This window comes from Clostridium sp. LIBA-8841, from assembly GCF_034439435.1.
Classification (GTDB): domain Bacteria; phylum Bacillota; class Clostridia; order Clostridiales; family Clostridiaceae; genus Sarcina.
In genome coordinates, this window is the sequence record NZ_JAPCKJ010000003.1 from 389,678 (window position 1) to 403,753 (window position 14,076).

Annotated in this window: 11 protein-coding genes; 2 read left to right on the plus strand and 9 right to left on the minus strand. The window is 27.9% G+C overall.

Features of this window, described 5'->3' with window-relative positions; genetic code table 11:
* Positions 1-45: 45 nt before the first annotated feature.
* From OIF33_RS10320 to OIF33_RS10330, 3 genes are all read right to left on the minus strand, one after another.
* The gene (locus OIF33_RS10320) at positions 46-1,245 is read right to left on the minus strand and encodes an MFS transporter (RefSeq protein ID WP_322504164.1); all 1,200 of its coding nucleotides are present in this window, start codon (positions 1,243-1,245) and stop codon (positions 46-48) included.
* A gap of 219 nt (positions 1,246-1,464) precedes the next feature.
* A complete protein-coding gene (locus OIF33_RS10325) occupies positions 1,465-2,766 on the minus strand; it encodes a PTS sugar transporter subunit IIC (RefSeq protein ID WP_322504165.1) in 1,302 nt (433 codons plus the stop codon).
* Positions 2,767-2,922: 156 nt separating this feature from the next.
* Positions 2,923-3,537, minus strand: a complete 615-nt coding sequence (locus OIF33_RS10330) for a hypothetical protein (protein ID WP_322504166.1) — start codon at positions 3,535-3,537, stop codon at positions 2,923-2,925.
* Between the two features lie 79 nt (positions 3,538-3,616).
* Here OIF33_RS10330 and OIF33_RS10335 point away from each other — a divergent pair, with 79 nt between their 5' ends.
* Positions 3,617-4,312, plus strand: a complete 696-nt coding sequence (locus OIF33_RS10335; protein WP_322504167.1) for a MurR/RpiR family transcriptional regulator — start codon at positions 3,617-3,619, stop codon at positions 4,310-4,312.
* Positions 4,313-4,494: 182 nt separating this feature from the next.
* Positions 4,495-6,159, plus strand: a complete 1,665-nt coding sequence (locus OIF33_RS10340) for a GxGYxYP domain-containing protein (RefSeq protein ID WP_416173355.1) — start codon at positions 4,495-4,497, stop codon at positions 6,157-6,159.
* 44 nt (positions 6,160-6,203) lie between these two features.
* On the opposite strand, the gene OIF33_RS10345 is transcribed toward OIF33_RS10340, so the two are convergent.
* From OIF33_RS10345 to OIF33_RS10370, 6 genes are all read right to left on the minus strand, one after another.
* The gene (locus tag OIF33_RS10345; protein WP_322504169.1) at positions 6,204-7,358 is read right to left on the minus strand and encodes a cyclically-permuted mutarotase family protein; all 1,155 of its coding nucleotides are present in this window, start codon (positions 7,356-7,358) and stop codon (positions 6,204-6,206) included.
* A 52-nt stretch (positions 7,359-7,410) separates the two neighbouring features.
* Positions 7,411-9,501 (minus strand): sialidase family protein, encoded by a 2,091-nt coding sequence (locus OIF33_RS10350; RefSeq protein WP_322504170.1) that lies wholly within the window; start codon positions 9,499-9,501, stop codon positions 7,411-7,413.
* Positions 9,502-10,408: 907 nt separating this feature from the next.
* A complete protein-coding gene (locus OIF33_RS10355) occupies positions 10,409-10,663 on the minus strand; it encodes a hypothetical protein (RefSeq protein WP_322504171.1) in 255 nt (84 codons plus the stop codon).
* Positions 10,664-10,824: 161 nt separating this feature from the next.
* Complete coding sequence (locus tag OIF33_RS10360) at positions 10,825-11,658, minus strand: helix-turn-helix transcriptional regulator (protein ID WP_322504172.1); 834 nt, start codon at positions 11,656-11,658, stop codon at positions 10,825-10,827.
* Between the two features lie 341 nt (positions 11,659-11,999).
* Positions 12,000-12,902: a carbon-nitrogen hydrolase family protein gene (locus tag OIF33_RS10365; protein ID WP_322504173.1), complete on the minus strand. Its 903-nt coding sequence runs from the start codon at positions 12,900-12,902 to the stop codon at positions 12,000-12,002.
* Between the two features lie 126 nt (positions 12,903-13,028).
* The gene (locus OIF33_RS10370; RefSeq protein WP_322504174.1) at positions 13,029-13,922 is read right to left on the minus strand and encodes an SPL family radical SAM protein; all 894 of its coding nucleotides are present in this window, start codon (positions 13,920-13,922) and stop codon (positions 13,029-13,031) included.
* Positions 13,923-14,076 lie beyond the last annotated feature (154 nt).

Below are 14,076 nucleotides of genomic sequence, written 5' to 3' on the forward strand. Positions count from 1 at the left end.
GAGTTTTTCTTTAGTATCCTTCATACTTTAAATTATTATTCAATCCTATATCTTAACTTTATTAAAGAATATTATATATAAAGCTGTAACTAAGACTGAAACTATTAGTAAACCTAAAAATAGATAATTTTTATTAATTTCATAAATATATGCTGAAATAAGTGGTCCTAAGGCATAACCTAAAGATTCTGATGAACCAACAAAACCAAAAACAAAGCCTTTTACTATGTGATTGTCCCCAAATTCTGAAAGAGAACTTTGAAGAGCTGCGTTTAAAAAAGTAGCTCCTAAAAAATACATTATTATAACTACTGTAAAAACTGGTATACTTCTAATTATTATTAAAGAAAGTAATGTTAAATTCATTACGGTAAAAGATAAAAATAGTTGCTTCTTATTTCCTATCTTATCACTAACATATCCTGCTATTGGAGCTCCTAAGCCAAATACCAAAAGATAAACTGATATTATTGATGAGGTATAAGAAACCGATGCTCCTAAAACATCTTGTCCATAAAAGTGAAAAAGTGCTATAACACAAGAATATATATAGTCTCCTAGAAAGGCTATTGATCCAAGAACTAAAACCTTGTGCATAAGACCCTTTCTTCTTAACTCTCCTAATATACAGGTTAAACCTACTTTATTTCCTCCACATGCTTTACTTACTTTCACCTTAGTTATCTTTAAGGAAATATAAATTAAAGTAATAAATACTCCAAAGGAAGCTAAGTAAAATACAGTATTATAATCATTTAACTGCGTTACAATATATCCTGCGATTGCTGCACCTATTCCTCCACTAAAGGTGAAAACTGCTGATGCAAAACCTGTACACTCTCCTCTTCTTCTAGAATCTAATGACCTAGCTAGTATAGAATAAGTAGCCGGAGCCGCCATACCTAAAACTGCTCCCTGTATTACATATAAAGCTCCTACCGCTAATGTATTATTAGTTAAGGTATATCCAATTGGAACAAATGCCATTAGACCAATGCTCAGTTTTAAACTTAACTTATCCCCCATCCTATCTGAAATAATTCCAAAAGGCATTTGTGCTAGTGTCTTACTAACACCGTATAAAGACATAACAGTACCTATTACAACAGTCTCCATACCTATAGAATCAAAAAACAATGGAATTATGGGAATCATAAGACTGTAGCTTATCCCAAAAATAAATCTATATGTGCAAAAACTTCTTAATTCTGTTTTTCTGAAAAACACACTATTTTCTATTCTCATCTCTTCTCCTACTTACTTAACAAAGTTTATATTATTTATTCTATTCTTCGCCTTCTTCATTTATTAAAATATGTAATCTAAAATTAATAAAAAAAGCATTTAGGTATAATCTCCTAAATGCTTTAAACTTATTATTTATTTTATAGAGTTTTTATTTTATTAATCCGTATATATAATTAACTAAAGAAATTCAATAATTATTTTAAATCATAAATTTATTTAGTTAGTAGCAACCATTTCATTCTTCATTGTATTTTTCTCAAAGATTTTAAAGAATGGATAATAAAGTACCATACTTACTGGTATAAGTAAAAATACAAAAAGAACATTCATAGCATCTAAAGATGATAAATATGCTTGTGCAAAAAATGGTGTAAATGATGGATCTACTATGTATCCTGGTGTTATAAACCCAGTTAATTGAGCAAAATATGTTAAGCCACAAGTAACTATTGGCGTTAAAATAAATGGTATGGCAAGTATTGGATTAAATACTATTGGTCCTCCAAATATTATTGGCTCATTAATTCCACAAATACCTGGTACTAATGATAATCTACCTAATGACTTTAAATGTATAGATTTACTCTTACACATTAGTAGAACTAAACCTAAGGTATTTCCAGCTCCCCCCATTATAGCTATTCTAAACATCTGAAGATTCATAAGTGCTGTTGGATCTTGTCCTGCCGCTATAAGCTCACTATTAATTCCAGTGTTAGTTATTCCAAGTGAAAATAGTATTGGAAATATTATTGATGTTCCATTAATTCCAAATAACCAAAGAATATTTCCAAAAGTTATTATAAATAAGAATCCCCCAATATTATCTACAACTGATAAAGCTGGTGTTAATATGCTCATTATTGCCTCAGGAATATTTTTACCTATCATAGAAACTAAGATAATATTTAACCCATATATTATTACTATGTTAGCTAACACTGGAAGTATAGAGTTGACAAAAGATGTTACTGCTGGTGGAACTGAACTTGGGAATTTCATTTTTAATCCCTTTAACTCTATAAATCTTGTTATTTCAACTGACAAAATTGATATTATTATTCCTACAAATAATCCATCTGCCCCTAAAAATTGAGTACTTATTCCTCCCTCAATAGCAGGAGCTGCAACCATAAGAAAAATAGAAGTTGATATTAATCCTACTATTGGTGCATTTAACTTATATTCCTTTGCCAATGAATAAGAAATTCCGAAAACACTTAGAAGACCAAATATCCCCATTGTCATATTAAAAGGTGCTGTTAATAAAGCATAATTTTCAGTGGAAAAGTTTTTCCAATTAATTAAGAATTTAATAAGTATATTTGATGTATTCACATCTACTAAATCCATAGTTATTGGTGGATTAGCTATTATTAAAAATAAAGCTCCAACAACTATAAGTGCAAGAGGCATCATCATTCCTGCTGATATGGCTCTTAAATGTATTTGGTTCCCTAATTTCGCTCCTAAAGGAGACAGTTTTTCATCTAATTTAGCTAAAAATTTGTTTTCCATCTTAAGTTATCCCCTTATAAAATTTTAATCCTTAATCTCGTATACACTTGTCCTATTAAATAAAACTCAAAATTCTTCCTCAAAGAATTTTTTGAATTGAGAGATGTTAATTTATCTCTCAATTAGTCCTACCCCTTAAAGAGATTTATCTTTTAATTAATATTGAAATCCATTATATTTAAATGCTGATTCAACGGCATCTTCTGCTTTATAAACCTTAAGTATTTCTTCATATCTTTCTTTATAGTCATTATCTACATTCATTTGAGGTATAACTTTACTTGCTTCATGTAAAAAATGGAATGAATCTCTTCCCATTTCAGCGCCTCTAACTGTGTGCTTATCTAAAGCGTAATCAGGAATTTCTGGAACTTCTCCCATTGCAAAGCCTTTAATAACTATATTTTTAAGTAAATCACTTGATCTATCTTTTTCACATGCACAAAGATATCTAATAGCATGTATGAAGAATATAGGTCTATCTCCATCTGCATAGTCAAACTCTTTTCTCATAGTATTTAAATTATTTATTAAAATTGGTGCATTAGTATCTCCCATTCCAATATCTTCAACAGTGATTGTTATAAGTCTTCTCCAAAGTTTATCCTCCATTTGAGGTGAAGTTATGTACATTTCATAAGCAAATTTACAAGCTTCTTCAACAAGCCCTCTTCTTATTGATTTTTGAAGGGAAGATATAACCTCGTCTCCTCTTAAACCATTTCTTGTTCTTATATTTGCCCATGGATCTTGAATGAATTTTTTACTCATAATAACTCTCCTATCTAAAATAAGTATTTAAATATGTTATAATTTATCTTAAAAAACAGTACTTCATAGAGGTGATTTTATGACATTTTTTTATTCTACTGATAAATACAATCTAAATGAACTTGAAATAAATATTCTAAATTACTTAGAAAAAAATATAAATGACATAAAAAATATAAGTATTAGAAAACTAGCTAAAGAAAACTTTACTTCTACTGCAACTATTTATAAGCTTATAAAAAAACTAGGTTTTGATGGTTATGCTGATATGATTTATGCTCTCCATTACGACAATTTAAATAAAAGTTTAGGAAGAAAATCTAATAGTCCTTATGAAGCTATTGAAAATTCCCTAAATCCATATAAAGAAAACTTTTTAAAACTTCTTAATAAGTATAAAGATAAGCAAATAGTCGTAACAGGTATGGGCTTTTCTCAAATTGTTGCCGATTATATATCGGAATCCTTATTTTTAAAAGGATTTAATATAACTTCAAAACTTCACATACAATTTTTAAATAAAGATAATGCTAATAAACTCTTATTAATAATAATTTCCCAATCTGGTGATACACCTAGACTTGTTGAATTAGCAACTAAAGCTAAAGAAAACAATTTAGAAATTATAAGCTTTACAGGCTCTGAGAACAATAAAATAAGTAGCTTATCTAATCTTTCTATAAAGACTAGGACTAATCCTAAATTTAAAGTAGAAAGCAACTTTTTCTCTGGTGAATGTATTATCGCTATTGAACTTCTAACACAAACTCTATAAAGATTTCTATGCCTATACTTTACTTTATAAAATACAATTATAAAATAGTTTTAACGTCTTTAAAAACATGTTATAAAAATTTAAAACATTGTATTTATTAATTTTACTCTTGTGGTTTTTATAAAGAATAAATTTATTGATTTAACAAAAGCTATTTATTAATAAAAGCCACAGGAGGATTTATAATGAAAATATTTAAAAGATTTTTCTTAATTTTATTAGTTGTTATAAATTGCATAGTTACCATTTCCCCTACTATTACCAAAGCATTTACTCTCCTAAATTCTAATCTTCTTCTAAATTCTAAATCCTCATTAACTCTATTAAATAAAGATAATGTTCCCTATATAAAAAATTCTATAATTCCCAAGTCACTTTATGTAATAATGGAAAGCCAAATGAGTAATGCAGAAAAAACCATGATTGCAACCCTCCAAGGACTTATTTCCAATAAGACAGATACTCAAATTTATATCCTTCCTTCAAGTGAAAGTGACTATAAAATCTGGCTAGAAAATTTTAAAAAAGAATATAAAATTAAAAATATTAAAATTGAAGACCCATGGGAATTATTGAACATTTTTAAACAATATATTAAAGGATATGTACTATATAGTAATTACAGATCACCTTCAATTAACAATGCATGTACTCTTGCTTCATTAAAAAATGCTTTAGCTATTGATGAATCTATAGAATCTAGGTTAAATGAACATGGAATTACTAATTTAATTGATGATTGTAGGAATACAGATAAATACTGGGCTTTTAATAACTTATGGAATTCTGGGTTAAACCATTCAACAGTTATACAGTTATCTCCAGATAAAACCACTGCCCTAAGAGATTATGCAATAATGTCTAAATCTCTTATATTCTATGAAGACATTAATAGTACAGATTTAAGAGATAAAATTTTTAGTTCTATGGAGGATAATGGATGTATATTAGGTTGGGGACCTGATGAACACGGAAATGTTTCACTTTCTTCAAAGTATGGAATTGATATGATTGCTGCTGATTGGTCTTATAATCTTTCTGTTTTAAGCTCTTTTCCTATAAAGGATCTAACTCAAAAAAATGTAAAAGAAATAAAGCAAGAAGATGGATTTCATTATGTAACCTTTATTATGTCCGATGGAGATAATCAACAGTGGCTACTTGGAAGCAATTATAATAATAAAAATTGGTTTGGTTCTCCTTATAGAGGTAAATTTAATTTAGGATGGTCAATAAGCCAATCACTTTACTACTTAGCTCCTACTGTTTTTGAAGAATACTATAAAAGTGCTAAAAATTCAATTTGTAATGACAACTTTGTTGTTTCTCCATCTGGGAATGGATATATATATCCAAGTAAGTTTCCATCTAATAAATTAGATAACTACACAACCCGATTAAATAATTATATGAAAAAAGTTGATCAGAATTATGTATTAATACTTGATGATGATGCCTTTTATAAAAAAGATCTATGGAATAAATACACTACTAAATCAAACATAAATGGACTTTTTTATCTTAATTATTATAAAAATAATAGTTATGGAGGGAAAATAATATGGTCAAATGATAAACCTGTAGTTTCTTGTCGTGATTTACTTTGGGAAGGATTAGAGAATGAAGATGAACTTATCTCTAACATAAATAATAGAGTTCTTGCAGGTCATACTAAGATAAATGATCCTAACTCCTACACATTTGTATATGTTCATGTATGGAGTAATACTATGGACAATGTCTATGATGTAGTAAATAAATTAACTAAGAATCCTAAAGTTAAGGTGGTAACTCCAACTGATTTTATGAAGTTAATAAATAAAAACTTAAATAAAGTTGATCAATAAACTAAAAAGACTATGACTTTTATTTAAAGTCATAGTCTTTCTACTTATTTTTTATAAATTAATTCACCTGAATAAATCTTATTTGTTCTAATTCCAGGCTTAATTTCTCCATTTATTGAGAATATATTATCACCATCTAGTATTAATGCTTCTCCACATGGGGCATTAAATGGTACATCTCCAATTGATTTCCACTCATTATTCTTTGAGTTATAAACTAATATTTTTGTATTCCAAGAGAAATCCTGAGGATCTCTTCCAAAATACTCTTTCTTAAATTCAGCTAAACTCTCATCTTTTAAAGTATTTAAATTCTTAACGGCATCATCATAAACAGCCTTATTAAATCCACCTATAACAAGCATTTCATCATCATTTAATTTTACTGAATTAGCACCTAAAAGTGAAATTTCTTCATTTCCAATCTTAACATTAGCTACTTGGCTCCATGAATTATCCTTAATGCTATACTTATAACCATCTGTATAAGCTGTTTTATCTCCACCACTAAATACATATATATCATCACCTAGTAATTGAGCAACTGATTGATTTCTAGTAGCTTCTCCAGGAATTTCTTTTAATTCTTCAGTTTTCCCTGTTTCAATATTAAATTTATATACCTTATTACTAGCTTTTCCATTTTGCTTTCCAAGACCTAAATAAATATCCTTGTCTTTTTTAACAGCAAAACCATCACTAAATGTAAAAGGTAAATCTCCTACGTGTTTTAAATTAATCTCTCCCTTTTCATCAGTTGTAATAAGAGAAACATTATTACCTTCATCCTCATTAGGACTTCCACCTACATAATAAATCCCTTCTTCAGCAGTTATTGAACTTCCATAACCAATTTCATAATCTAATACTGTATGATTTACTTGTTTTAAGTTTCCATTTTCATTTTTTAAAACATATATATCTGGATAAAGCTTTTTAGCTCCTCCTTTAACTACTGGCTCATCTGGGAAGTTAGCTCCTCCTCCAACAACTATATAATCTTTTGTTTTACCATAAAGTAATCCTGCTGTTCCTATATTTTTACTTTGTCCTTTTTGAGCCTCTAACTCACCATCAACAGTCCACTTAATTGAAGTAATCTCTTTATTTTTATTATTAGCCTCACTAGGTTTATTTCCACACCCTGCTAAAACAAGCGGTAGCGTAAGTAATACTCCATACTTCCATATCTTTTTCATAATCCTTTACCCCTTTCAAAATAAAAAAATTAAACTTTAAATAAATTAATTCTTAATTATTAGAGCCACTCTCTAAATATTTCAAATTCATTTCTGTGTAAGACATTTCTTCACTTGGTGTTCCTTCATATAAAACTCCGATGTTTCCATTGCTTAATTCTGTTAAACAAGAATAAGCATAGTAACCTGGTTTAATTAACTTATTGTATTTCCAATCAAATTCATATTTAGGTTCACCATTTTCATATGTTCCTACTTGATTGATTAATCCTACCCTTACAGTACCATTTACTCTATCTCTTGTACTTGAGTTTGGATTTGAGAAAATAACAGCATCTTTTCCATCCACTTTTTTACTGTAACTTATAACACTTAGTTGACAATATGGCTCTAAAACACTTGTATCCTTCTCTACTGTCTCATCCCAAGTAGCTCCACCATCAAAACTTGTTGCAATATTTAAATATCCAGTTAAATTTCTCATAAATAATTTTAATTGTCCATTTGGCATTTCAATAGCTTGACATTCAGTCAATTGGTGTGATTCATCTGATAAAGTTTTAGAATTTATTATTTTTTCATTTTCTAATTTTCTATTATCATTTGGAGATTCTCCCATTGTCCAGTTTTTACCACTATCATCACTATATATAACAGCACTAGATTGTTTACCCTTTTCATTTGTATAATAAACAGGCACTACTAGTCTTCCTTTATGCTCTCCATTCTTTATTTGTATTCCTCTACCTGGAGCTATTCCTAAGAACTTCATCCAATCCTTTTTGACTTGGAAATTAATATTCTCTGGTTCACTCCAAGTCTTTCCGTCGTCATCACTATATACAAGATTTATATAGCTTGTACCTGTTGATTTTAAAGGTGATGTACTGGAATTTATATTATCTATTTTGGTTCCATCTTTAAATAAATCTCCTAGATTATTTGTTGTATACCCTGTCTTATTACCATCTTTATCATAGACTGCATTTTCTCTTACAGTAAATTCTTTACCTGATGAATCATAAAGACACAAGTATTCTTTTCCATCAATATTCTTAAATCCACTTCCTAATTTAGCATTCCAAAAACCATATCCTGAAGGGAAATGTGTTACTAATAAGAATATTCTTCCCGTTTCATCATCTTGAATTAAAGTTGTATCTATAACGGATGATCTATCTGGATAATCCATTATTATTTTTCCTTTATCCCAAGTTTTCCCTCCATCTTCACTTCTTCTAACAGCAGTATCAATATCATTACGAGGTGCATCTGCTCCACCTTGTCTTCTAGCATCTATAGAAGCTATTAAAGTACCATCCTTTGTTTTGAATAGAGCTGGTATTCTATAATTGTTAGAATTTAAGAATCCCTTATAAAATAAATCTATAGGATCAGTTTTAATAGCTCCATCTACAAGCACTTCATCTTTATGCTTAGTCTCTCCAGTTTTATTTATTAAATAATCATCACTTACAGGTTCCTTATATATATTCATAAAATCTATATTCCCTTTAAAATTATATTCATTAGATTGTCCATATCTATCAGTCTTTCCAATAAAAGCACTATCTAAATTTTCTATATTATTTAAAAACTTAGTATTACTATCTTCAATATCTCTTACTAACTTTCCATTAATAAAAAGTTTATACCCTTTGTTCTTTTCAACCTTTAAAGCAACAGTATTATCCCCTTCATTTAAGGGTTCATCTTTATAAATATGTACTAAATTTTCAGTACCACTTTGTGTATCTCCTTCATTTCTTTGATTTCTAACCTCAAAACCAACTCTTGAATTAGTAACGTAAAAATTAAAATATCCATTTTTTGTTTTGCTATTACTTATTCCTAATAAGCTTTGTATTTTAGAATCTTTTAAATTGAATTTTACTAAAATAGTACCTTGATCTAAGCTTTTATATTTTTCTAAATCTCCAGTAATATTTAAAGCATTAGATTTCTCTAGATTGATGTTCTTATATTCTCCTAGAGAATTTAAAGTTTCCTCATTGTTTACATTAACCTCATACCCACTATTATTTCCTTCTGAGTTTAAAGTACTTCCTTTAACTAATACATAATTACCACTACTTATAACCATAGCAGCCGCTAAACTTAAAGTTATCCCTTTGTAATTCATTTTACATCCTCCCATAAATAATTTTTTATTATTTTGAAATAGCATTAATTTTTAATGCTAAAACACACGAAGTAAAATTTTTTCTTATTGTTTCTATAATTTGTGGATTTATCTTTTAGAATATATTAAGTGTTATTTTTATGATAGTTACTTATTTTAATAAAAAGATTTTTTCTCTTAATTCTCTTTAAATCTTTTAAGAATATAATTTTTGAAATGCAACGACTAAAATTTGATTACTAGAATGTTTAATAAAAATTATTAAATACTAAATAGATATTTAATTAATCCCTTCTTAGGACACTAAAACATAATTTAAGTTTTTCTTATAAAATCAATTCTCCTAAAAAACTTTGTTATTTTTGAAAAATGTTTTCAAAATAAGATTTTTTTGAAAATATTTTTCTTATATTCCATATTGTAATCCTTTTCTAAAGAAATTTCAATACAATAAAGATATTTTTATGGTAAGTTTTTCTATTAATTTTTCACAAATTTGCTGTTAATCTTTATATCCCTCTGTTTAAATTTAATTTTAGTATAAGAAGTACCTATCAATTTACTCTGAAAATTAAAGATTTTAGCCTTTAAAGCAATATTTTTCTTATTAAATTCTATACACAAGAAAATTTTTTTCACTAAATTATATTTTCGAAAATAATTTTCTTAAATTTAACTATCAATTTTAACTTGAATTTAAAGTTTTAAGAATTAAATATGAATATGTTAAGCTTCTCATAAAGATAATTTAATATAGCCATAGAGTAAAATAATGCTCTATTTAATTTTGTCCTAAAGTAACTCCAACTGACTTTATGAAATTAATAGATAAAATGGATCAATAAACTAAAAAGACTATGACTTTTATTTAAAGTCATAGTCTTTCTTATTTCAATTAGTACCTTTATTAGTCGCAACCACAATCCCCTCCACTATCGCATCCACAATCACCCCAAGAATCATTACAATCGCAGTTATCCCAACCATTATTGCAATCACAATCATTCCAATTATAATCACTTGAACTATTTATAAAATAACTATCTCTTCTATTATTAGAAGGTTCCCCTGAATTATTTCCTCCTAAGACCACTATCTTTAATAAACTTGCAATTGCACATGAAGCAATAAATACAAATATTACACCTAATAATATTTCCATAAAATCTCTCCTTATTTTTCATAATCTATATTAGAATCAAATTTTGTACTTAAAACCTACAGCTCTTTTTGATAAACTATCATATATAACTTCAACTTTTCTATTTAATCTTATTGGTTGAAAGCCTTTAGAATCTAAAAAGACTTTAGTAAAAATTCTATCTATCCTCCTATTCTAATACAGCTAATAAAAAAGTTAATTTTCTCTATAAACCCCTCACTTAAATTAGAATATTCCTGTTTAATTAAATTTCTCACCTCTTCTACAGATGCATCTAATGGAAGTGTATTTGCTCCTTCAGCTATATTTCCTATGGCTATATTAGCCTTTGCATAATCTCCTATTGCTACATCTGATGCTATTGCACTTGCACCTACTGCATATTTTCCTATAGATAGTGAACCTATTGAAAATACCCCTATGGATATTGCTCCAATTGAAAATGTACCTATAGAAATGGCTCCTACTGATAATAATATTCCTATTGCTAAAACTGCCAAACTGATTAACCCCATAGATATAAATCCCAAACTCAAAACTCCAAAAGAGATAAATCCTAAAGATATGATCCCATATGATATACTTCCTATAGCAACTATCCCCTTTGCCTTCTTCAAACCTCTTCCTAAGTTAATATGCACAAGTGGTAATCCAAATAATCTCCTTTTACTCTTATATTCATACTCCAATGAACCTCTGTTAAAGTTAATAATTACCTGTGTTTCTTTATTACCTACTTTTTCTGCTTCTTGTTTTTCTCCATTATTTATTTCTTTCCTTTTAAGAGTATCAAAATCATCGCTCTCTTTAACCAAACTATCTATGGTTACATTATATAGTTCAGAAAGTATTATTAGCTTATTTAAATCTGGTGTTGATTGTCCAGATTCCCACTTTGAAATCGCTTGTCTTGATATTCCTAATTTCTCTGCTAATTCTTCTTGAGATAATCCATTCTTCTTTCTTATTAATTGTAATTTTTCAGCTAGCTTCATACTCTTCACCTCCATAGAAAAACTATACAAAATTCATATATATTAATCTACCAACTAGCAATTTCTTTTTGTCAACCATAGGTTGCATCCCTGTATTAATCAACTTTTAGCTATAATATGGCTTCCATTTTCTAAGCATTAATTAAACTCTGAATTATTATCTATTAAACCTATATCCCTAGCTTATATCTCTCTTTAAATTACCTTATTATACCATATATTTAAAAACCTATATAATATTATTCTCTCTTGTTATTAAACCACTTCTTAAAATATTAACTATTATAATTTCATAACTAAAAAAGGATTATGGTTTTGTTATAAACCATAATCCTTTTTATCTATTTTTTATTATTTATTCTTATAAAAGGTTCTTCTACTTTAGTATCTATCAATTTGTCATAAGCTTTAACTTTTCTATAAGCATTTCCCCAAGTTTCATTTCTCCTATAATCACGTATCTTGTCTAAATCAAATTCAGCCACAATTATACCTTCTTCTAAAGAATTAGCTTTAACTATGTTATTATCAATATAATTTCCACTCTCATCAAAAACTATAGGACTATATGCACAAGAATTCCCCCATTTTTCTCCTGGATAATTAGCCATAGCAACTCCCACCATATTTTCAAAGGCTCTGGTTGATAATTGATTTATTCTAGCTGGATTCATATCACAAGCATTAGGCACAAGGATAATTTCTGTTCCTTTAAGCATTAGTACTCTAGCGCTCTCTGGGAATTCCCTGTCATAACAAATCATAATACCTAATTTAACACCATTAAAATCACAAACCTTAAATTCTTCTCCCCCTTGAAGCAAAGCTTCTAATGAAAAATCACAGGTATGAACCTTTGAATATTTCATTAAAATTTCTCCAGTTTTATCAATTACTAAAGCGGTATTTTGCGGAGCCTTTTTTCCTTTTGAAAGATAGGTAATAACAACTCCAATTTTCAACTTTTTAGCAACTTCTCTAAATGATTTGACATAATTACTCTCTTCATCAATAGCTTCTTCAAGCCATTTTTTTCTTTCCTCTTCATAGCTTTCATCAAAAGGATTGTCAAAGGCATCTTCATATGGTGGGTTATATCCATTTGACCACATCTCTGGGAAAAGCACTATATCTACCCCCAGTTCTTTTCCCTTTCTCACATATTCTAATCCTAACTTTAAATTCATATCTATACTATTTGCAAAAGCTTTTTCTTGCACTAATCCAATTTTAAAACTTTTCATAAATTACCTCTCACCCATTAAATTAACACTTAATTTTCTATATTTTCTTTCTGGATAATGAATTTATCCTAATCATTAAAGACATCATCTATACCTACATAATTTATATTTATAAAATCACTTCAATTAAAATAAGCTCATTTGAACTTTTTCATATCTACTTTTATAATCTTTAATTATGTCATCCATCTTATATAGAAGTTCATATTTTTCACACTCTTCTTTAAATACTTTCCAAAGCTTTGAAGATTTCATAGATGGGCACTCATATTTTTCTCCATAAGTAGCAACATATTTTTTAACCATCTCATCATTTCCATAGATTTCTCTTAATTTATTATAATAATACTCTCTTTGATTTTGTCTTAAAGTAACTCCAAGCCCATAAGAAAATACAAATTTTGCTCCACATTCATAAGCTTTTCTAATAATATTAATAATATTTTCTTCACTATCATTTATGAAAGGAAGGATTGGCATAAGAAGTACTCCAACATATATTCCATTATCACTTAATTCTTTTATAGCCTTAAATCTCTCACTACTAAGACTTACATTAGGCTCTATCTTTTTACATAAGTTATCATCATATGTTGTAATAGTAATTTTTATTAATACCTCTGAATGTTCTTGTATCTTTTTTAAAATGTCTATATCTCTTGTAATTAAGCTGCTCTTTGTGGCAATGCTTATGCCAAAATTATATTTATCTACTAATTTAAGTGCTTCTCTAGTAAGCAAATATTTTTTTTCAAAAGGATTATAAGGATCACTCATTGCTCCTATTCCTATTACTCCTTTTTTCTTTTTACTCTTTAAATCTTTTTCTATTATTTCTGTAGATTTTTCCTTAGCTCTTACTCTATCAAAATCTATTATATTATAACAATTACTCCTTGAATCACAATATATACATCCATGACAACATCCTTTATATATGTTCATGTTGTAATTAAGCCCAAACCATGAATTATTCTCCACATAGCCCGATATAATTTTTTTAGCTGGTATATACTCCATAAATTCTTCTCCTTCTTTTAATCATAATCTAAACTAAAAGCTGAATTTTATATTATATATCTTATTTTAATTATATTCTTATTAAAAGTCCTTGTGTTTATAGATAAAAAATAATTTCTCCTTTTAAATTAGTCCTATTTTAGGTGAATATTGA